Below are 18,023 nucleotides of genomic sequence, written 5' to 3' on the forward strand. Positions count from 1 at the left end.
ATGGCCCTTGCAAAACGCTGCCGGATAGGTAATATGTGCATCCGTTGCGCGGGGCAATAAGCACCGTGCAACAGCAAGTTGGCCACCACCATCAAGCATCGGTGTGAAGGCTGCGGCAGGACCATAGCTCAGTTGGTTAGAGCGCCACGTTGACATCGTGGAGGTCGGCGGTTCAAATCCGCCTGGTCCTACCAAGTCCTAAGCCCCAGGCTCTAAGCCCCAGGCCAAAAGCGTATTGAAGGACCATAGCTCAGTTGGTTAGAGCGCCACGTTGACATCGTGGAGGTCAGCGGTTCAAATCCGCTTGGTCCTACCAGATTCCGCAACGCCCCCGCAGCCCAGCCTGCGGGGGCGTTTTGCTTTGCCGCTCACGCCTGCTTACTCGCGGCTCGACGGCGAAGCATCACCTCCGCCGCAACCAGTTGCGCATCTTGACCAGCAACAGCGCGCCGTCGCTGAGCTCACGGCGGTCTTCCAGCAGCTCGGAAAGCAGGTGTGGCCGGTCGGTGATGATCGCATCGACCCCCAGGTCGATCAGCTGGGACATGCGGGTGCGCTCGTTGATGGTCCAGGCGTGGATCTCGTAGCCGATAGCGCGCGCCAGGCGAATCTCGTCGGCGGTGATGCGGTTGTGGCGCAGGCCCAGGGCATCGAAGCCACCCCGGTCGAGGGTGCCGGGGAGGATCAACTGGGCGAGCAGGGTGACCCGCAGGCGCGGCTCGCGAGCCTTCATCTCGCGGGCGAGCGCCGGTGACATGGTGGCAAGCCGCGTCTCGCCGATCACATTGGGGCTGCCGCATTGACCCGCCTGGCGCGGATTGAGGGCGAGTTCCTGGCACCTCATACGCCATTGGGCTTCGTCTTCCAGGGTGCGGATCACCGCGTCCACCAGCGCCTGACCGCGCCCGGGGTCGGCCTTCATGTCGATCATCAGGCGGCTCTTGCCGCGCACCATGGCGAGCGCCTGATCGAGGCCGGCGATGCGCTCGCCGATAAAGGCATCGCCGAACCAGCTGCCGACATCGACGTTCTCGAGCTCATGGCGCTCGAGCTCGCCAAGGTGGCGCGGATCCCCGGCCAGCCGGGTGAGCGTACGGTCATGGTAGAGCACCACCTGTTCATCGGCGGTCAGGCGCACATCGAGTTCGACATAATCCGCACCCTCGCGTACCGCAAGGTCAACGGCGGCAAGCGTATTCTCGGGTGCCGCCAAGGAGCTTCCGCGGTGGGCGATCACCGCCACGTCGTCGCGCAACTCGAAGCTGTTGACGATAAGCCACGCCTGCAGCAGCGCGAACAGGATCACCCCGAGCTCCACCATCCAGGCCAGTCGTCCGGGGTGGGCATCGGCGGGCGGCGGCGCCGGCCGTGGCTCGCGGTGCGCCAAACGCAGGTAGAGGCATGCCGACAGCAGAGCATTGGCGGCAATACCCACGAAGGTGATGGCAAGCGTCACCAGTACGTAGAGGGTCAGGTAACCCAGCATCGCCGGTACCAGCACCGCGTTGCGCTCGGGTAGCCACCACAGCATCGGCGTGAACACTCGGTCGAACAGGGCCGTTGCGAGAAACGGCAACAGGATGATCACCAGCAGCAGGGCGATGACCGCCACCGCGATGTGGTGTCGCCGACTGCGGGTCAGGAAATGGCTGCGCGTTAACGCGGCGCGTGGTGACAGGCCTTCGAGCGCTACCAGCGGCAGGGCGAGTATCCAGCGGAAATAGAGCGTGGCGGCAAGCGATACCCACACCAACACGAGCGGGGTGGCCACCGCGACGAATCGCCACAGCGCCGGTGGGCGAATCCGCTGCACATAGTAGGGGTCAAGGCCACCGAGAAACACGTCGTAGAGCCACACCACGGCAAAGGCCACCGGCAGGAAGAGCACCAGGTGAGTGCCGACCTGCACGACCACAAGGCCCGCCAGCCTTGGCAAGTGGCGCAGGGTTTCCCACAGCGCCTCGAAGGCCAGGCGGTAGTGATTGTCGCGTGGGCGAACCGCCACCAGGATCATCCCCGCCTGTTGCAGGTAGAGCACCAGGAAGGTCAGCCCGACGGCGGCCAGCAACCACAGCGCCCCCCCGGCACTGAGCAGCACATCGAGCACCCCGGCATTGGTGATCACCGGGCGGCCGAAGCCCGACAGCAACTGGGCAAGGCTCCACGCCACCGCAGGCAGCAAAAGACTCGATGCCAGCAGGGTGAAGAACAGGTGGTAGGCGATCAGCGGCCGCAGGTGATCCCTGAGGCTGCGCAGCACATCGCGGCTCAGCGCGGAGAGGGCCAGCATGGCACGCGTCTTGAAATGATCATGCGCTCAGGGTGGCACTGTCGCCACCCAGTGGGCAAGTGGGTGATGAGTGAGCGCTGCGCTTGTGAGCGCTTTGCTTGTAAGGAGTGGATAGAGAGTCACAAGCGGCGCATGGGGCTGATGTCGCGGACACCTTTTTCAGGGACGAAAACATTAGCGCCCAAGGATGTGTCTACTGCGTGTCCGCTTCGGTCCGACGCTTCAGAGCCCTGTCGCCGTTGGGCCGCAGGCGTATGGAGAGGTTCATTATTACTTGGCGTGCCGCTCGAGTTCATGCAACGCGGCGCGGGCCAGGAATCCGGAACGACTCTTATAGTCGCTCTGTTTCCCTACCTTGCTATCTATGCGCTTGATCAGAAGATCGGGCAGGGTGACATTTATCTTGTGGCTTTTGCCAAGGTAAGGGGTTACGTCGACCTCCACCGCTGCCCATACCCAACCTGCATACTCAGGGTTATTGAGGTGTTGCTGGATAGCGGTTGCCGTGGGGATGGGGTCACCATGCTCCGATAAGCTCTCTAGATGCCCTTCGATGGCCTCACGTGCATTCGCGATTGCCTCGTCGAAGGTGTCACCAGCGGAGAAGCAGCCTGGCAGGTCAGGCACAACAACGCTGTAGGCTTGCTGCGTATCGCCAATGTCAATGGCAATGGGGTAGTGCATGTGTTGTTGCTCCAATGTCATGCCGGAAACCGCTAGTTTCAATCAAGACCAGCTTGCTTTCTGATTCCCTGTATCAAGCCTTTCTTCAAGCGCCTCCAGCTCCTTGATCAGATCTGCACTCTTCATCACGACTTCCTGTCGTCATGGAGTTATAGTAACTCCGGGTGAGTTGCTGCACAAGTTGAACGGCAAGATCCACCGATGTTGGTGACGCCAGGTTCTTGCGGAAAGCGCCACTACAAGAATGAATCAAAGCGGCAGCTGGCTTTCGGCAATCAGGATGCCGTTGTTGTCGGCGTACAGCCATTCCCCCGGTGTGATGGTGGCTCCCGCGAAGGTGAGCGGGATGTCGCGTTGCCCCTCGCCACGCTTCTCGCTCTTGCGCGGGTGGCAGCCAAGCGCCTGCACGCCGAGTTCGATCCCGGCGAGCACGTCGACATCGCGCACACAGCCGTACATCACCACCCCCGACCAGCCATTGTCGGCGGCCTGTTCGGCGAGCATGTCGCCAAGCATCGCGCAGCGCAGGGAGCCGCCGGCATCCACCACCAGCACCGCGCCCTCGCCAGGCTCCGACACCGCCTGCTTGACCAGCGAATTGTCCTCGAAGCACTTCACCGTGCGGATCGGCCCGCAGAAAGCATCGACACCGCCGAAGTTGACGAAGATCGGGTCTAGCGCGCGTACATCCGGATGGGCGTCGCAGATATCGGGCGTGATGATGGAGGTCATGGCAAGGCTCCCGGAGCATGGAAAGATTCACGTGCCGATATGATGCCATACCCAGCCCACGGCTCACGACTCACCAGCGCCCCCCTTGGTTTCCACGCAGCGAATCCGCATGATGGTAAATGTAAATGATACGGCTGACAGAGTTCATACTTATGCGCCTGGCATCTCTGATTATCCCCCTGGCCCTGTGGGCCGGTATCGCCTGCGCCGATCAACATGAGGTGCTGACGCTCAGCCACGCGGGCGAGAGTCGCACGCTAGGCCTCGAGGAGATCGAGCGTACCGAGATGCATGAGCTTGAACTTCAGCACCCGGAAGGCCCCTCGGGGCGTTTTGCCGGGGTATGGCTGAATGACTTCCTGGCCGCCCATCGGTTGGATGAAGCGCGCCGAGTGCGCTTCATCGCCCATGATGACTACACCACCTTTCTCACCCCCGCCGAGCGTCGGCAAAAGGATTATCTGCTGCTGACCCGGCTCGATGGCGAGCCGATCCCCCGCCGGGAACTGGGCCCATTGATGCTCGTGGTGCCCGACGATCTCGACGCCGTGCAATCCGGCATCGAACCGATGACGCGGTGGATCTGGGCCATCCGCGAGATCAGCGCGAGGTGACGGGTGGGCATTGACGCATGAGAGCCGACGCATGAAAGTCGACGGGTTTCGCATCGGGTTGGTCACGGTCATCGTCGTGCTGTTCGGGTTGTGTGGCCTGGCGGCGGGCATGTACATGACCCAGGCGCGGCATCTGGTGGGTGCCGACTACACCGCCATGGTCACCGATGTGGTGCGTGCCCAGGAAGACCCGGTAAAGCTGCGCCTCGGACTGGATAGCCTGCTCGACAGTCCCGACAGCATCCACATCCAGCAGGTGAGTCATTTGATGTGGTTGATTCCACAGCGCATGGAGAGTCTCCGGCACTCGCTCGAAAACAGCGATTTACCTTCGCAAGGCTATGCGCCGCTGCTCGAGGAGCTCGACTACGTCAAACAGCAGTTGCCGACGCTGGGAGAGAGGGTAGAGCGGGTGATGGACGAGCGAACTCCCGCGAACCTGGATAGCCTGCGGGTGCTCGGTCTCGAGGTGGAGGAGGGGCTGGCGTGGAGTTACAGCGAGCTCAACGAGCTGCTGCACCAGGCCTCTGCGGAACAGCGGCGCATGATGGGGTGGTTGTCCACGGCGGTGCTGTTGCTGCTCTCGATGCTGGTCGTGGTGGTCGGCGGCCTTGCGCTGTCGCTGCTGCAGATTCATCGCCAGCGGGAACGCCTGCGCGAGCTGAGCGAGACTGATGCGCTGACCGGGCTAAGCAATCGGCGCAAGATGCAAGAGATGGCCCAGCATGATTTCGCCCGCGCCGCGCGGCAGGGCGGTGCGTTGAGCTTGCTGGTGCTCGACCTCGATCTGTTCAAGGAGGTCAACGACCGCTTCGGCCACCCCGCCGGTGACAAGGTGCTCAAGGCCGTTGCGGACGTGCTGGTGAAACGCGTACGGGAAAGCGATGTGGTGGCGCGCATGGAAAGCGATGTGGTGGCGCGCATGGGGGGCGAGGAGTTCGCCGTGCTGTTGCCCGATACGGATCGTGATGCCGCCACCCGGTTCGCCGAGCGCATCCGCGGTGACATCGAACGCATCGCACTGCCCGAGCCGGCCGACGCCCATGCCATCACCGTCAGCATCGGCATCGCCACCGCAGCGCCAGGCGAGGGGTTCGATGCGCTTTACACCCGCGCCGACCGGGCGCTCTACCGGGCCAAGGCGCGAGGCAGGAACCGACTGGAGCATGCTTGAGTCTTACCATGACGATCTAATATCCCACGTCTCACGACTCACGACTCACGACTCACGACTCACGACTCACGACTCACGACTCACGACTCACCCAAATCACCCACCCACGGAACCTCCCATGCCACGCGATATCCGCCATCTTCTCAATGTCACCGAGTTCGGCCATGGCGATACCCCGCTGCTGATGATCCATGGCTTCGGCTGTGACCAGACCGTCTGGAGTCGGCTGGTGCCGTTGCTTGCGGCCGATTTTCGCCTGATCCTGCTCGACCTGCCGGGCTTCGGTGCCTCGGCGCCCGAGGTGCTCTCGCCAAGCCGGCATGCCACGCTTGCCGGCCACGTTGACGAGATTGTCGAATTGATCGATGCGCTGGAGCTTCGCGATGCCCTGGTAATAGGCCATTCGATGGGGGGACCCATTGCGATGATGGCATCCGTTGCCCGCCCCGGGGCGTTTCGCAAGCTGTGCCTGATGTGCGCCTCGGCGCGGTATCTGGACGACCCGCCGGACTACATCGGCGGCTACAACGAAGAGCAGCTTCACGGCCTGATGCAGCTGATGGAACAGAACTACCTCGACTGGGCCAGCACACTCTCCCAGGTGGCCCTCGGCGATGCGCTGACCGATTATCACCATCACGACCTGCGCGAGCGTTTTCTGGCGGTAAAGCCGGAGGTATTGAGGCCGCTGGCCCGCGATATCTTCTACGGCGACAAACGCGACCTGCTGCCCCGTGTCAGCGTGCCAAGCGTGGTGCTGCAGCCCTCGGTTGACGCCATCGTGCCACGAGAAGCGGCCGAATACCTGCAGCGCCACCTGCCGCACGGCGAACTCGATATCCTGGATTGCCCAGGCCACTATCCCCAGCTCACCCACCCCGAGCTCGTGGCCCTGGTGGTGCGTCAGCACTTGCGCAGCCCCTCGGCCAACTAAGGCGGTCTCCGGCATGCCCGCACGTGATGAAGAGCTGGCGATGTGGTGGACACAGGCCCCCGATGGCCAACTGGTGGTCGACGAGGGCGGCTATGTACTGGCCGCCAACGACACCCTGGCGGACTGGCTCGATACGCCCGCCAGCAACCTTCGCGACACCCTGGCAAGCGAGCTGTTCACGTCGTCGGCGCGCTTGATCTACCTGGGCCTGGTCGGCTTTCGTCTTGCCCACCAGGGCAGTGCCGATGAGGCGCACCTGGAGCTGCGCCTACCCCACGGCAGGACGCTGGCGGTGCTGTGCAGTGCCAAGCGGATCGCGCATGGTGGGGGCTGGATGGTGCTGATCTCGATGATGCCGATTGCCCGCAAGCATCGCCTGGAGCGTGAACTGCTCGAAGCGCGCCAGGTCAATGCCAGGCAGCTCGATGAGAAGTCCCGGCTGATCGCTGAACTGGAATCCTTGAGGGCCACACTGGAAGGGCGTAGCCAGGAGCTCGAGCTGCTCAACCAGCGGCTCGACCGACAAGCCACCACCGACCATCTCACCGGCTTGCCCAACCGCCGCTATTTCGAGGAACAGCTGACGAGTCTGTTGTCGCAACTTGCCAACCAGGACGCCGCAAGCGCCTTCACCCTGGCGCTGCTGGACATCGACTACTTCAAGTCGGTCAATGATACCCACGGGCATGGGGCGGGCGACCGAGTGCTTGTCACCCTGGCCGAGTTGATTCGCCAGACCCTGCGCGGTGGCGATGTTGCCGCGCGCATCGGCGGCGAGGAATTCGTGCTGATGATGCTGAATACCCCTATCGACGCCGCACGCGTCGGGGTCGAGCGCCTGCGCCTGACGGTGGAGTGCCATGCCTGGCAGAAAACGCCCATCACCCTGAGCATCGGCCTTGCCGCCTACCGTTCCGGCGACACCGCCGAAAGCCTGCTGCAACGGGCCGACCGGGCGCTCTACCGCGCCAAGGCACGAGGCAGAAACCGCCTGGAACATATGTGACCCCGCCGCTCTCGCCTTGCTCGCGGCTCGGCGGCGACAGGACTGCGCGAGGGCGCTGTAAATACCTCCCTGTAAGCTACTTTTGCCATCCCTGGCAAAAGACCCTCGCTTAGCCCTGTCCCCTGCGCCGCTCACGATTCACGACTCACGCCTCACGACTCTCGACTCACCAGCGCAGCGCTCACCCCTCACCGATACCGATACACCCGCAGGCTTGGCAGAAACGGTTCGTCCTCGAGTTTCTCGTCGCGGCGCCGGGCGCGGATACGTGTCTCCGGCGGGGCAAGGGGTGGCAGGTTGTGATGGGGCAGGCGGCCATCCTCGCTGGGCGCGAACAGCGGCAGGGCGACGTTCATGGCGCGCCGCGTGCGGCCATCGTCCAGCGGTTCACGGTAGAACAGGTTGGCGCGCATCAGCGGCGCCTGGCGCTGCACCTGGGCCAGCGGTTCAGCGCTGGGGATGCCGGCCAGCTTGCGTAGCTGGATGCGCACATGGGGGGCGTCGGTGTTCAGCGCCAGCAAGCGCTTCTCCACCTCCGCAACGCTCAAGCGCTTGATCGAACGGCCACTGGAATACCACGCCAGGCGCACCCGAGCGACCGGGGCCTCGGCCACCGGAATCGCCCGCCAGCACTGCTTGAGGTGCAGCCGCGCCAGCCCCTGGCCGCGCAGATGATCGTGCAGGGCGGGGTGGCGAAAGGGCAGCACCGCCTTGGCCTCGGGAATCAGCGCCGGGGCCTGCTGGCGAATGGTGGCCAGCAGGGCGGCGAAATTGGCCTTGGCCTGGTTGGTGGCGGCCACGCGTTCCATCAGCGAGGCATCGGCGGCCACCAGCCCCACGTGGGCGCGGGTGGCGCGGCCATCCTGCCCATCGGCGTACCAGAAATCGAGCATCGCCCGCCGCAGCCACTCAGCGCCCGCGTCGGCCTCGACAGGTTCCGGCTGGCCGAAGATCCAGCACGCCGAGGGGGCGTTGCGGTAGTGCGCCGCCAACGCCTCGCTTTGCTCGATCAACGCATCGAAGGCGGCTTCGAGTTCGGCAAGCAGGCGGTATTCGGGGCGCGGGGCTAGGTTCATCGGGTCAGGTTCATCGGGTCAGGTTCATCGGGACAGGTTCATCGGGACAGGCTCATCCGGGGGCGCTCACAGGTTTATTCGCGTTCGCTGAAATCGCCGCGTTCGGCACGCAGAATCATCTCGTCGATCTCGGTCTCGTCCATGGCCGGCTCGCCGGCGATGCGGTGCGAGCCATCGGCCCAGGCCCCCAGGTCGAGGGTCCGGCAGCGTTCGCTGCAAAAGGGCCGAAAGGGGTTGTCGTCGCGCCATGCCACCTTCTTGCGGCATTGCGGGCAGGCGACCTGGAGAGGGCGGCGGGTATCGGAAGTCGCGTTCATGCTGGGGTCCTGTGTCACTTGGTATCCACGATGGGTGTTGCCTTGGCACCGGCGTTTTGGGCAAGCTCCCGGTAGCGCCGGTCGAGCTCGGCCACTTGCGCGTCGAGGCTGGCTTGGTCGCCCCCATTGTCGAGCACATCGTCGGCGCGGGCCAGCCGTTCGCTTCTCGACATCTGAGCGGCGACGATGGCGCGGGCCTGGTCCTCGTCCACGCCATCGCGCTGCGCGGTGCGGGCGATCTGTACGCTCACCGGCACATCGATCACCAGTCGGCGGTCGACCAGCGCGCTCTGGCCCGATTCGAACAACAACGGGGAGACCAGCAGCACGTAGGGGCCATGTTCCGCCTCCATGCGGGCGAGGTGGCGGTCGAGCCGTTCACGGATGCGCGGGTGGGTCACTTCCTCGAGCCACATGCGTTCGCCGGGGTCGGCGAAGACGATTTCACGCAGCACCCGCCGGTCGAGGCTGCCATCATCCTGAAGCACCGCAGGCCCGTAACGCTCGGCGATCATGTCGAGCGCGGGTTCCCCCGGCGCCACCACCTCGCGCGCCACGTCATCGGCATCCACCCAGGCAATGCCCAACGCCCCGAAGGCCCGCGCCACCGTCGACTTGCCCGACGCGATCCCGCCGGTGACTCCTATGATCATGACACTCCTCTCAAGGGCCGCATCTCAGTCCTCTCGCCTCAGTCCTCTCGCCACCGCTCGGCCCGCGGCTCGTCGGCGACAGGGTTTAAGCGGACACGCTGTGAACCCCTCCCTGGGCGCTAACTTTTTCGTCCCTGAAAAAGATGTCCGCTACACCCTGTCCCCTGCGCCGCTCACGTTTCTCGACTCACGCCTCACACCTCACAAGCGCGAAGCGCGCTCACGCTTCACCCCTCACCACTCACAACAAAAACAACCCACCGTATACCGCCATCAATGGCTCGCCGGCCAGCAGGGCGATCCACCCGGCCATGGCGAGGAACGGGCCGAACGGCATGGGCGCACCGCGCAGGCGGGGGATGGCCAGTTGTGTGGCGATACCGACGATCGCGCCAACCCCGGCGGAGAGGATCAACAGCAGCGGCAGATATTGCCAGCCCATCCACGCGCCGAGTGCCGCCAGCAGCTTGAAATCACCATAGCCCATGCCTTCCTTGCCGGTGAAAAGCTTGAACAGCCAGTAGAAGCTCCACAGGGCGAGATAGCCGGCCATGGCGCCGATCACCGCACTGGGCAATAGCAGCGGTTGAAAGAGCAGTTGATAGGCTAGCCCGGCCCACAGCAGCGGCAGGGTCAGGATATCCGGCAGCAGTTGGGTGCGCAGGTCGATCACCGCCATGGCCAACAGCGCCAGGCACGCGCCGAACACGAACAGCCCCTGCGGGCTTGCGCCGTACAGCGCCACCACGCACACCGCCAGCACCCCGCCGGCCAGTTCCACCAGCGGGTATTGCGGGCTGATGCGCCCTTGGCAGCTGGCGCAGCGGCCACGCCGTTTCACCCAGCCAAGCAGCGGGATGTTGTCGTGCCAGGCGATGGGGCTTTCGCAGGCGGGGCACAGCGAACGCGGCGTCACCAGGTTGAAGGTGGGCGAGCCATGCTCGTCGGCAAGTTCCAGCGCCTCGCGGGCCTCGGCCCGCCAGCCACGCATCAGCATCACCGGCAGCCGGGTGATCACCACATTGAGAAAGCTGCCGAGGCAAAGCCCGACGAACGCGGCCAACGGCCACAGCAGGGAAGGGGGCAAATCAAGCAAGCGTGCAAAGTCCTTGTGGTCCTGGGGCGATAGTCAGACAGTGGCTACGCGGCAGCGCTTTTCAGCAGTGGCCAGGCGCCCTGCCTGGAAGCCTCCAGAATGACGACTTCCACGATGGTGCCATCTTCCGCATAGCTGATGTGGGTGTTCCAGTCCTGCGACGTTTCCTTGCAGATCGGTTTTTCCGAGAGGTGGAGCACCAGAATATCGTCGGCCTCGTCATAGGTGGTACGCATGATGTTTACTCCCACTGGAAGTGATGCATGACAGTCTTGACGACAAGTTTATCCTCCAGAATCACAGCCGCACAGATCAGATTGTCGCTACGCCCATCCAGCTCCTTGGCTATCCAGAACCGAGTGTCATCCTTGTAGCGAATCAGGCCCGTTTCAAGGAGGTCAAGTAACTAACCCGCGGCTCGACGGCGACAGCGCTTTAGCGGACACGCTGTAAACCCCTCCCTGGGCGCTAACTTTTTCGTCCCTGAAAAAGATGTCCGCTACGCGCTGTCCCCTGCGCCGTTCATGCTTATCGACTCACGACTCACGACTCACGACTCACGACTCACGACTCACACCTCACCAGCGCAGCGCTCACGCCTCACTAGATCACACTACCCAGTTCGAAGATCGGCAGGTACATCGAGACCACAAGGCCGCCGACCAGTACGCCGAGCACCACGATGATGAACGGTTCGAGCAGCGAGGTGAGGGTGTCGACCATATTATCGACCTCCTCCTCGTAGTAGTCGGCCACGCGGTTGAGCATGGCATCAAGCGAGCCCGCTTCCTCGCCGATGCCGACCATCTGCACCGCGAGTGCCGGAAACTGCTCGGTCATGCGCATGGCGAAATGCAGTTGCTGGCCGGTGGCCACGTCGTCGCGCACCTGCAGCACCGCGCGCTCGTAGACCTTGTTGCCGGTGGCGCCGGCGGCGGTTTCCAGCGCCTCCACCAGCGGTACGCCGGCGCCAAAGGTGGTGGCCAGGGTACGCGAATAACGCGCCACGGCGGATTTATCGAGAATCTTGCCGATCACCGGAATCTTCAGCGACCAGGCGTGCATGCGGTAGGCGAAGCGTTCCGAGCGTTTCACCCCGGTGCGAATGAAAAACACCAGCCCGGCAAACCCCAGCACCCCCCACCACCAGTAGGCCTGGGCGAACTCGGACATGCTGATGGTCATACGGGTCATCGCCGGCAGCTCGGCGCCAAAGCCCTGGAACAGGCTCTCGAACTGCGGCACCACCTTGATCAGCAGCAGCGCGGTCACGCCAATACCCACCAGGATCACCGCCGCCGGGTACCACAGCGCCTTCTTCACGCGGCCCTTGAGCGATTCCACCTTCTCTTTATAGGTGGCCACTCGGTCGAGCATCCTGTCCAGCGAGCCCGATTGTTCGCCGGCTTCCACCAGGTTGCAGAACAGCCGGTCGAAATCCCTGGGATGGCGGCGCAGCGCCTCGGAAAAGCTCGAGCCCGCCGAGACATCGTTCATCAACTCCTGCACCAGCGCGCTCATCGCCGGCTTGCGGATGCTTTCCGCCACCACCTGGAAGGCCTGCAGCACCGGCACCCCGGAGCGGATCATGGTGGACATCTGGCGGGCGAACAGCATGATATCGCGGGGCTTGATGCTGCCCATGCCGCTGCCGATCCCGCTTTTGCGGCGAACGCTCTTGGTGATGATGCTCTGGCCCATCAGAATGCGTTCCACCTCGGCCTTCTGGGCGGCGACGATCTCGCCGCCCACGCGCCGCCCCCCTGGCCCCCGGCCACTCCATTTCCAGCGGTAGAGCTTGGTTTTCTTCGCGGCTCGCTGCTTGCGTGTCGTAGTTGCCATAAGCGAACGTTTCCCTGCGTTTACCGGAGCCCTTCTTAAGAGCGGTGCGCGATGTCTCCGGTGTATTGATATTATTTCGTGGCGGGTTGTTGTCCCAACCAGCCAGGCGGGGCTTTCACGCCTCACATAGATCCCGCGGCTCGACGGCGACAGGGCCCGAAGCGTCGGACCGAAGCGGGGGCGCTGTAAATACCTCCCTGTAAGCTACTTTTGCCATCCCTGGCAAAAGACCCTCGCTACGCCCTGTCCCCTGCGCCGCTCACGTATCTCGACTCACGCCTCACAAGCGCAGCGCTCACCAGCGCGAAGCGCGCTCACGCCTTACCAGCTAAGCGCTCACGCCTCACAAGCGAAGCGCTCACGCCTCAGTCCTTGGTAATCCGGTTGACCTCCGTCAGGCTGGTGATGCCCTGCATGGCCTTCAACAAGCCGCTGCGGCGCAGGTCCGGGTGGCCTTCCTGGCGGGCCTGGATATCGAAATCCATGGAGTTGCCGCGTTTCATGATCAGCTGACTCATGGCATCAGAGATCGGCACCACCTCGTAGATGCCGACCCGGCCCTTGTAGCCCTGGGTGCAGTGCTTGCAGCCCACCGCCTCGAAGATCGTCGCGCTTTCCACCTCGGCCTCGCTGAAGCCTTGCTGCAACAGCACCTCGCGCGGGATGTCCGCCGGCTGCTTGCAGTGGGTGCACAGCTTGCGCGCCAGGCGCTGGGCGATGATCAGGCTGACGGAACTGGCGATGTTGAACGGCTCCACGCCCATGTTGGCCAGGCGTGTGAGGGTTTCCGCCGCCGAGTTGGTGTGCACGGTGGAAAGCACCAGGTGGCCGGTCTGCGAGGCCTTCACGGCGATCTCGGCGGTTTCCAGGTCGCGGATCTCGCCGACCATCACCACGTCCGGGTCCTGGCGCAGGAAGGCGCGCAGGGCGCTGGCGAAATCCAGGCCGATCTTGGGCAGCACGTTGACCTGGTTGACCCCCGGCACCTTGATCTCCACCGGGTCCTCGGCGGTGCAGATGTTGCGCTCCACCTGGTTGAGGATATTGATGCCGGTATACAGCGACACCGTCTTGCCGCTGCCGGTGGGGCCGGTCACCAGGATCATGCCCTGGGGGTGGCCAAGCACCGTTTCGTACATCTCGCGCTGGTCGGCGGTGAAGCCGAGCTGCTCGATCCCCAGCTGCGCCGAGGTGGGGTCGAGGATGCGCAGCACCATCTTCTCGCCATACACCGTGGGCAGCGAGTTGACACGAAAATCGATCGAGCGCGATTTGGAAAGCTTCAACTTGATGGCGCCATCCTGGGGCAGGCGGCGCTCGGAGATATCCAGCCGTGACATCACCTTCAGGCGCGCGGCGATACGTGTGCGCATGGCGAACGGCGGGTGGGCCACGTCGTGGAGGATGCCATCGATGCGAAAGCGCACCCGGTAGCTGGTTTCATAGGGCTCGAAGTGGATATCCGAGGCGCCACGGCGAATCGCATCGAGCAGGATCTTGTTGACGAACTTGATGATTGGCGCGTCGTCGGCGGTGTCCTTGACCGGCGCCTCGACATCCACCTCGGCGTCGTTGCCCTGGTCGTAGCTGAGCTCGCCCACCGCATCGTCGACGCCCTTCAGCTCGTCGAGCATGCTCTTCTCGCTCTGGGCGAGGTAGATCTCAAGCACCGGGCCGAGCTGATCCACCGGGGCCAACACGCCATCCGGGGTCATGCCGGTAGCGAACTGCAGCTCATCGAGCAACGCAAGCGTCGAAGGGAAGGGCACCGCCACGGTGAGCCGGTGGCCATGGCGCACCAGCGGCAGCACCTTCAGCTTGCGCAGGATATTTTCCGGGAAGGCATCGGCGCGCGGCAGGCTCTCGGGCTTGATGGCGTCCAGGTCGATCATCGGCAGGCCATATTCCCAGGCCGCGCTGAGTGTCGCCTTGCGCGCCGAGGAAAGCCCGGTGTCGATCACATGCTCTAAAAGCGACACCTCCGATTCCTTGGCCTCGCGTTCGGCACGCACGGCAGCGGCTTCGGAAAGCTGGCCATCCTCCACCAGCCGGCGGGCCAGCCCGCGCAGCAGCGCGCCCTCGCCGGGCCTGGCATGCTGAAGGGGGGTAGCCGTCATGGGCTCGGCCGAGGGAGCATCGGCAGGCGGAGTGCGAAAATCATTCATGGTGCCTCGCAGTGCAGCAAAGGTGGCATCTTGTGCTGATTCTAGCGCTTTGGTGTGGCCCCCGCCCAGCGTGGAGGGCTAGACGATTCAACCTTTTAGCCACGCCCGACAAAAAAGCCGCATTCTGTCCTTGCAAGGTATCGGTGCGTAAATTAATGTAATCGTGAAGGGCGGGTTCACATAGCCGCCCATGATTGGCATAGGTGGTAGGGCACGCAGGACGCCGCCCCACCAATTCAAACCCGCACGGGGCGTCAGAAGAAGGCATCAGCCAGACGGGCCACGGCGGTTAAAGTTGAGAGGCAGGACCATGAAAAAGCAAGGGATGAACCGGTACGTAAAGCGTGGGCAGGGCGGCTTTACATTGATTGAACTGATGATCGTGGTGGCGATTATCGGTATTCTGGCGGCGATAGCGATTCCGAGGTATCAGGATTATACAACTAGGGCACAGGTGTCTGAAGCGTTGAGCTTTGTAGGTGCGGCCCGCACTACAATATCGGAGTCTTATATATCTAATGGAGTTATGCCCACAACAGCTGATGGAGGTGCTCGAGTCGATGTTGCGGCTGCAGATGCAACAGCAGCAGGACTAAATGTTATTAAATCCATGGCGTACGCTGTTGATGGTGACTCTGATCAAGTTTCAACAATTACTGTGACTGTTAATCCTGTCGGTGGTCTAACTGATGATGCCACTATTGTTTTTGAGGGTACTGGAAGTGACACTGGTGTAGTTTGGGAATGTACAGGTGGATCTGTTAATCTACGGTATCTACCATCTTCTTGTAGCTAATTAGAGGGCGGATAATCGGGGACAGACCCCAATTTCCCCAGCATAAAGCAGCGGTCGGCAGAGATGCCGGCCGCTGTTTTTCTATTTCTCTCCCCGGCCTTCATGCGTCTTTCGTAGCGTCGCCGCTGTATTTTGCTAAACAACCGCCCGGGTGTAATCGGGGACAGACCCCAATTTCCCCAGCATAAAGCAGCGGTCGGCAGAGATGCCGGCCGCTGTTTTTTTTTCGGTTCTCCCGCTCTTGATGCGGTAATCGCGGTTAATCGGGGACAGACCCCAATTTCCCTTATTGGCTCAGGGATATTCTCGACGAGCGTGGAGCACGTCGATGATGGCGATATGATCGACGGCGATGCGGTAAACCAACAGATAGTTAGGATGTACCACGGCTTCCCGGGTTCCGAGCACCCGACCGTGGCGGTAAAGATAGGGATGCTGGGGCAGGGCCTCAACGGTTTGCTCGATGGCGTACAGCAGCACTTCAGCAGCGTAAGGATTGCGCTCATTCAGGTAGGCGGCGATGTTCTCAAGCGAATTTAGCGCATGAGGCCGCCACTCAACCGGTAGCATGCCGACGGTTCTTGGACTCGATCAAACCGCGAATACGTGCCATTGCTTCGTCATGGGGGATGTTGGGGCGAGGGTCGTCCAGGCTGCGCTGCACGCGCTCTCGGAACCAGCGGTCGTAACTGTCGGCCTGCTCCTGAGTGTCGAACTCGCTGATGCGCGGATCCAGCGGGGTGCTCATGTGGTGACCTCCTGTAGTTGGGTTCAGTTTAGAGGATGTCATCCGGCGTGGGAAGTCGGGGTAATCAAGGCTAATCGGGCTAATCGGGGACAGACCCCAATTTCCCCAGGCGAGGTAATCGGGGACAGACCCCAATTTCCCCAGCATAAAGCAGCGGTCGGCAGAGATCCCGGCCGCTGTTTTTTCCGTTTCTCCCGGCCTTCATGCGTTTGTCGTAGTGGCCCTAGGCTTGCGGCCTGGTTTTCCGGGGATGGTGCTGCGCCCCAGCAGTTCCGCGACCTGCTGTTGGAAGCGCGGAGTGCCGAGTACCAGCCCGCTGTGGGTGACCTGACGAATCTGATCAATCAGCCCCGAGTCAAGGTGATGACGGAATAGCGCACGGTAGGCCTCCTGGCGCTCGGCCTGTGTCTTTCCGAGTGCCAGGGTGAGAGCGTGTGGGGTGATGATGGGATCAGGGGCGCCCTGGGCGTTACTTGAATAGCTGGACCAGCGATATTCCGCGGGATGCTGAACCATGCCGGCGCGAACTGGGTTGAGTTCGATATATACGTGGCAACCCAGCAGGTAGTGGGCCTCGTTGACCAGGCAGGAGCGGAAACGGCCTTCGAAGAGTGTTCCGGTCCGCTGGTAGCGCCGGTTGAAGCGTTGCACATACCGTTGACCGATTCGTTTCATCATCGCGCTGATGGCTTCCGGGTCGACCCGGGGCGTGGCCAGCAGGTGCACATGGTTTGTCATCAGCACATAGGCATGCACATCGACGCCGCAGTCGCGGCTGGCATCGTGGAGCAGTTCCAGGTAGGTGAGGCAGTCTTCGCTGTCGGCGAAGCAGACACTGCGGTTGTTGCCACGTTGGATGAGGTGTAGCGGGGTGCCGGGTAGTAGCAGGCGAGCGCGACGTGCCATGACGCCTCCCGTAGGTTGGCCCTGTCGAATGCCATCTTACGGACGAGAGATCGGTATGGCTGTAAGCGGAAGCCTATACGCAGCGTAGGAACGAAGGGTAATCGGGGTCTGTCCCCGATTACCGCTGTGGCTGTAAGCGGAAGCCTATACGCAGCGTAGGAACGAAGGGTAATCGGGGTCTGTCCCCGATTACCGCTGGCAAATAAGTACAAGAATGCGTACAATGATTCAGCAGCCTGAGGATAAATACATGGATACCGTGACCTACAGCCATTTTCGCAGCCACCTGGCCAAGGTGCTGGACCGGGTCAGCGACGACCACGTGCCGGTGCTGATCACCCGCCAGAATGGCAAACCCGCCATCGTCATGTCGGTCGAGGACTTCAAGTCCTACGAGGAAACTGCCTACCTCATGGCCAGCCCGCGCAACGCCCAACGATTGAACGAGGCTATCGCCGAGGTGGAGCGCGGCGATCACGCCGAGCATGGTCTCATCGACCCATGATGCTGACCTGGGCCAGCCAGGCCTGGCAGGATTATCTCCACTGGCAAACCCGGGACAGAAAGACCCTCAAGCGGATCAACCTGCTGATCAAGGATATCCAACGCCAGCCGTTCGTTGGCTTGGGTGATCCCGAACCATTGCGCCATCAGTGGTCGGGGTACTGGTCGCGACGGATCGACCGGGAACATCGCCTTGTCTATAAGGTCACCGATGGGGCCATTGTCATTGTGCAGTGTCGGTATCATTATTGAATTGGGGTCTGTCCCCGATTATCGGGGACTAGCGTGACACGGCGGCCGGCAGAGATGCCGGCCGCTTGCGTTGGTGGTGCACCCCGACGTTTTGTCCCCTCGGATTTCGCCATCGCGGGCGAATTGTGAATTCTTGTCAGTCCTGCGTTTTCTTCCGTTTCCCTTTCACGACATGACGTTGGAGGCACGGTGAGTGCATGGTAGGGTGCAAACGTTTACTTTTGAGCGATGTGC

At 62.6% G+C, this 18,023-nt stretch carries 20 protein-coding genes and 2 tRNA genes; 9 read left to right on the plus strand and 13 right to left on the minus strand.

What is annotated here, in order from left to right; translation table 11 throughout:
- Window positions 1–117: 117 nt before the first annotated feature.
- A tRNA-Val gene (locus C6V82_RS05900) sits at window positions 118–194 on the plus strand.
- Between the two features lie 45 nt (window positions 195–239).
- Window positions 240–316: transfer RNA gene (locus C6V82_RS05905), tRNA-Val, on the plus strand.
- An 87-nt stretch (window positions 317–403) separates the two neighbouring features.
- Here C6V82_RS05905 and C6V82_RS05910 read toward each other — a convergent pair.
- The 3 genes from C6V82_RS05910 to rraA all read right to left on the minus strand — a co-directional run bounded on the left by C6V82_RS05910 (window position 404) and on the right by rraA (window position 3,706).
- Window positions 404–2,290, minus strand: coding sequence for a glycerophosphodiester phosphodiesterase family protein (locus C6V82_RS05910; protein WP_102586976.1), 1,887 nt, complete (start codon window positions 2,288–2,290; stop codon window positions 404–406).
- A gap of 270 nt (window positions 2,291–2,560) precedes the next feature.
- Entirely contained in the window at window positions 2,561–2,974 is a 414-nt protein-coding gene (locus tag C6V82_RS05915; RefSeq protein WP_102586975.1) for a type II toxin-antitoxin system HicB family antitoxin, read from the minus strand.
- A gap of 249 nt (window positions 2,975–3,223) precedes the next feature.
- Window positions 3,224–3,706, minus strand: coding sequence for a ribonuclease E activity regulator RraA (gene rraA / locus C6V82_RS05920; RefSeq protein ID WP_102586974.1), 483 nt, complete (start codon window positions 3,704–3,706; stop codon window positions 3,224–3,226).
- 152 nt (window positions 3,707–3,858) lie between these two features.
- On the opposite strand from rraA, the gene C6V82_RS05925 reads away from it, so the two are divergent.
- The 4 genes from C6V82_RS05925 to C6V82_RS05940 all read left to right on the plus strand — a co-directional run bounded on the left by C6V82_RS05925 (window position 3,859) and on the right by C6V82_RS05940 (window position 7,434).
- Window positions 3,859–4,320, plus strand: coding sequence for a molybdopterin-dependent oxidoreductase (locus C6V82_RS05925; protein ID WP_102586973.1), 462 nt, complete (start codon window positions 3,859–3,861; stop codon window positions 4,318–4,320).
- A gap of 31 nt (window positions 4,321–4,351) precedes the next feature.
- Window positions 4,352–5,494, plus strand: coding sequence for a GGDEF domain-containing protein (locus tag C6V82_RS05930; RefSeq protein ID WP_102586972.1), 1,143 nt, complete (start codon window positions 4,352–4,354; stop codon window positions 5,492–5,494).
- Window positions 5,495–5,612: 118 nt separating this feature from the next.
- Complete coding sequence (locus C6V82_RS05935) at window positions 5,613–6,428, plus strand: alpha/beta fold hydrolase (RefSeq protein WP_102586971.1); 816 nt, start codon at window positions 5,613–5,615, stop codon at window positions 6,426–6,428.
- 13 nt (window positions 6,429–6,441) lie between these two features.
- Window positions 6,442–7,434 (plus strand): GGDEF domain-containing protein, encoded by a 993-nt coding sequence (locus tag C6V82_RS05940; protein WP_102586970.1) that lies wholly within the window; start codon window positions 6,442–6,444, stop codon window positions 7,432–7,434.
- A gap of 188 nt (window positions 7,435–7,622) precedes the next feature.
- Here the strand turns inward: C6V82_RS05940 and C6V82_RS05945 are convergent, their stop codons facing one another.
- The 7 genes from C6V82_RS05945 to pilB form a co-directional block, all read right to left on the minus strand.
- Window positions 7,623–8,510 (minus strand): DNA replication terminus site-binding protein, encoded by an 888-nt coding sequence (locus tag C6V82_RS05945; protein WP_102586969.1) that lies wholly within the window; start codon window positions 8,508–8,510, stop codon window positions 7,623–7,625.
- Between the two features lie 74 nt (window positions 8,511–8,584).
- The gene (locus tag C6V82_RS05950; RefSeq protein ID WP_102586968.1) at window positions 8,585–8,827 is read right to left on the minus strand and encodes a DNA gyrase inhibitor YacG; all 243 of its coding nucleotides are present in this window, start codon (window positions 8,825–8,827) and stop codon (window positions 8,585–8,587) included.
- Between the two features lie 14 nt (window positions 8,828–8,841).
- Entirely contained in the window at window positions 8,842–9,480 is a 639-nt protein-coding gene (coaE, locus tag C6V82_RS05955) for a dephospho-CoA kinase (RefSeq protein ID WP_102586967.1), read from the minus strand.
- 241 nt (window positions 9,481–9,721) lie between these two features.
- A complete protein-coding gene (locus tag C6V82_RS05960) occupies window positions 9,722–10,567 on the minus strand; it encodes a prepilin peptidase (protein WP_373297579.1) in 846 nt (281 codons plus the stop codon).
- Between the two features lie 53 nt (window positions 10,568–10,620).
- A complete protein-coding gene (locus C6V82_RS05965; RefSeq protein ID WP_102586965.1) occupies window positions 10,621–10,812 on the minus strand; it encodes a DUF2283 domain-containing protein in 192 nt (63 codons plus the stop codon).
- A 367-nt stretch (window positions 10,813–11,179) separates the two neighbouring features.
- On the minus strand, window positions 11,180–12,418 hold the full coding sequence (locus C6V82_RS05970; RefSeq protein WP_102586964.1) for a type II secretion system F family protein: 1,239 nt from the start codon (window positions 12,416–12,418) through the stop codon (window positions 11,180–11,182).
- 365 nt (window positions 12,419–12,783) lie between these two features.
- Window positions 12,784–14,583, minus strand: coding sequence for a type IV-A pilus assembly ATPase PilB (gene pilB, locus C6V82_RS05975; protein WP_102586963.1), 1,800 nt, complete (start codon window positions 14,581–14,583; stop codon window positions 12,784–12,786).
- A 310-nt stretch (window positions 14,584–14,893) separates the two neighbouring features.
- Here pilB and C6V82_RS05980 point away from each other — a divergent pair, with 310 nt between their 5' ends.
- Window positions 14,894–15,379: a pilin gene (locus C6V82_RS05980; protein ID WP_219724473.1), complete on the plus strand. Its 486-nt coding sequence runs from the start codon at window positions 14,894–14,896 to the stop codon at window positions 15,377–15,379.
- A gap of 294 nt (window positions 15,380–15,673) precedes the next feature.
- Here the strand turns inward: C6V82_RS05980 and C6V82_RS05985 are convergent, their stop codons facing one another.
- The 3 genes from C6V82_RS05985 to C6V82_RS05995 all read right to left on the minus strand — a co-directional run bounded on the left by C6V82_RS05985 (window position 15,674) and on the right by C6V82_RS05995 (window position 17,033).
- Window positions 15,674–15,949: a type II toxin-antitoxin system RelE/ParE family toxin gene (locus C6V82_RS05985; protein WP_107164719.1), complete on the minus strand. Its 276-nt coding sequence runs from the start codon at window positions 15,947–15,949 to the stop codon at window positions 15,674–15,676.
- The gene (gene relB, locus C6V82_RS05990; RefSeq protein ID WP_107164720.1) at window positions 15,936–16,127 is read right to left on the minus strand and encodes a type II toxin-antitoxin system RelB family antitoxin; all 192 of its coding nucleotides are present in this window, start codon (window positions 16,125–16,127) and stop codon (window positions 15,936–15,938) included. The genes C6V82_RS05985 and relB overlap by 14 nt, the downstream gene beginning before the upstream one ends.
- Before the next feature lie 201 nt (window positions 16,128–16,328).
- Window positions 16,329–17,033 carry a transposase gene (locus C6V82_RS05995; protein WP_102586667.1) on the minus strand — a complete coding sequence of 235 codons (705 nt, stop codon included), beginning with the start codon at window positions 17,031–17,033 and terminating at the stop codon, window positions 16,329–16,331.
- Window positions 17,034–17,283: 250 nt separating this feature from the next.
- Here C6V82_RS05995 and C6V82_RS06000 point away from each other — a divergent pair, with 250 nt between their 5' ends.
- Window positions 17,284–17,538, plus strand: a complete 255-nt coding sequence (locus C6V82_RS06000; RefSeq protein WP_102586666.1) for a type II toxin-antitoxin system Phd/YefM family antitoxin — start codon at window positions 17,284–17,286, stop codon at window positions 17,536–17,538.
- Window positions 17,535–17,789 carry a Txe/YoeB family addiction module toxin gene (locus C6V82_RS06005; protein ID WP_102586665.1) on the plus strand — a complete coding sequence of 85 codons (255 nt, stop codon included), beginning with the start codon at window positions 17,535–17,537 and terminating at the stop codon, window positions 17,787–17,789. The genes C6V82_RS06000 and C6V82_RS06005 overlap by 4 nt, the downstream gene beginning before the upstream one ends.
- The last annotated feature ends 234 nt before the right edge of the window (window positions 17,790–18,023 follow it).

The sequence above is a fragment of the Halomonas urumqiensis genome (assembly GCF_003028575.1).
Classification (GTDB): domain Bacteria; phylum Pseudomonadota; class Gammaproteobacteria; order Pseudomonadales; family Halomonadaceae; genus Halomonas; species Halomonas urumqiensis.

Excerpts from the sequence above, each read along its gene's own strand:
- C6V82_RS05950 (WP_102586968.1), bottom strand. The coding sequence starts at position 8,827 with ATGAACGCGACTTCCGATACCCGCCGCCCTCTCCAGGTCGCCTGCCCG.
- C6V82_RS05945 (WP_102586969.1), bottom strand. The coding sequence starts at position 8,510 with ATGAACCTAGCCCCGCGCCCCGAATACCGCCTGCTTGCCGAACTCGAA.
- C6V82_RS05995 (WP_102586667.1), bottom strand. The coding sequence starts at position 17,033 with ATGGCACGTCGCGCTCGCCTGCTACTACCCGGCACCCCGCTACACCTC.
- C6V82_RS05940 (WP_102586970.1), top strand. The coding sequence starts at position 6,442 with ATGCCCGCACGTGATGAAGAGCTGGCGATGTGGTGGACACAGGCCCCC.
- C6V82_RS06005 (WP_102586665.1), top strand. The coding sequence starts at position 17,535 with ATGATGCTGACCTGGGCCAGCCAGGCCTGGCAGGATTATCTCCACTGG.
- C6V82_RS05930 (WP_102586972.1), top strand. The coding sequence starts at position 4,352 with ATGAAAGTCGACGGGTTTCGCATCGGGTTGGTCACGGTCATCGTCGTG.
- C6V82_RS05910 (WP_102586976.1), bottom strand. The coding sequence starts at position 2,290 with ATGCTGGCCCTCTCCGCGCTGAGCCGCGATGTGCTGCGCAGCCTCAGG.
- rraA (WP_102586974.1), bottom strand. The coding sequence starts at position 3,706 with ATGACCTCCATCATCACGCCCGATATCTGCGACGCCCATCCGGATGTA.
- C6V82_RS06000 (WP_102586666.1), top strand. The coding sequence starts at position 17,284 with ATGGATACCGTGACCTACAGCCATTTTCGCAGCCACCTGGCCAAGGTG.
- pilB (WP_102586963.1), bottom strand. The coding sequence starts at position 14,583 with ATGAATGATTTTCGCACTCCGCCTGCCGATGCTCCCTCGGCCGAGCCC.
- C6V82_RS05980 (WP_219724473.1), top strand. The coding sequence starts at position 14,894 with ATGAAAAAGCAAGGGATGAACCGGTACGTAAAGCGTGGGCAGGGCGGC.
- C6V82_RS05915 (WP_102586975.1), bottom strand. The coding sequence starts at position 2,974 with ATGCACTACCCCATTGCCATTGACATTGGCGATACGCAGCAAGCCTAC.
- C6V82_RS05925 (WP_102586973.1), top strand. The coding sequence starts at position 3,859 with ATGCGCCTGGCATCTCTGATTATCCCCCTGGCCCTGTGGGCCGGTATC.
- relB (WP_107164720.1), bottom strand. The coding sequence starts at position 16,127 with ATGAGCACCCCGCTGGATCCGCGCATCAGCGAGTTCGACACTCAGGAG.
- C6V82_RS05970 (WP_102586964.1), bottom strand. The coding sequence starts at position 12,418 with ATGGCAACTACGACACGCAAGCAGCGAGCCGCGAAGAAAACCAAGCTC.
- coaE (WP_102586967.1), bottom strand. The coding sequence starts at position 9,480 with ATGATCATAGGAGTCACCGGCGGGATCGCGTCGGGCAAGTCGACGGTG.
- C6V82_RS05985 (WP_107164719.1), bottom strand. The coding sequence starts at position 15,949 with ATGCTACCGGTTGAGTGGCGGCCTCATGCGCTAAATTCGCTTGAGAAC.
- C6V82_RS05935 (WP_102586971.1), top strand. The coding sequence starts at position 5,613 with ATGCCACGCGATATCCGCCATCTTCTCAATGTCACCGAGTTCGGCCAT.
- C6V82_RS05965 (WP_102586965.1), bottom strand. The coding sequence starts at position 10,812 with ATGCGTACCACCTATGACGAGGCCGACGATATTCTGGTGCTCCACCTC.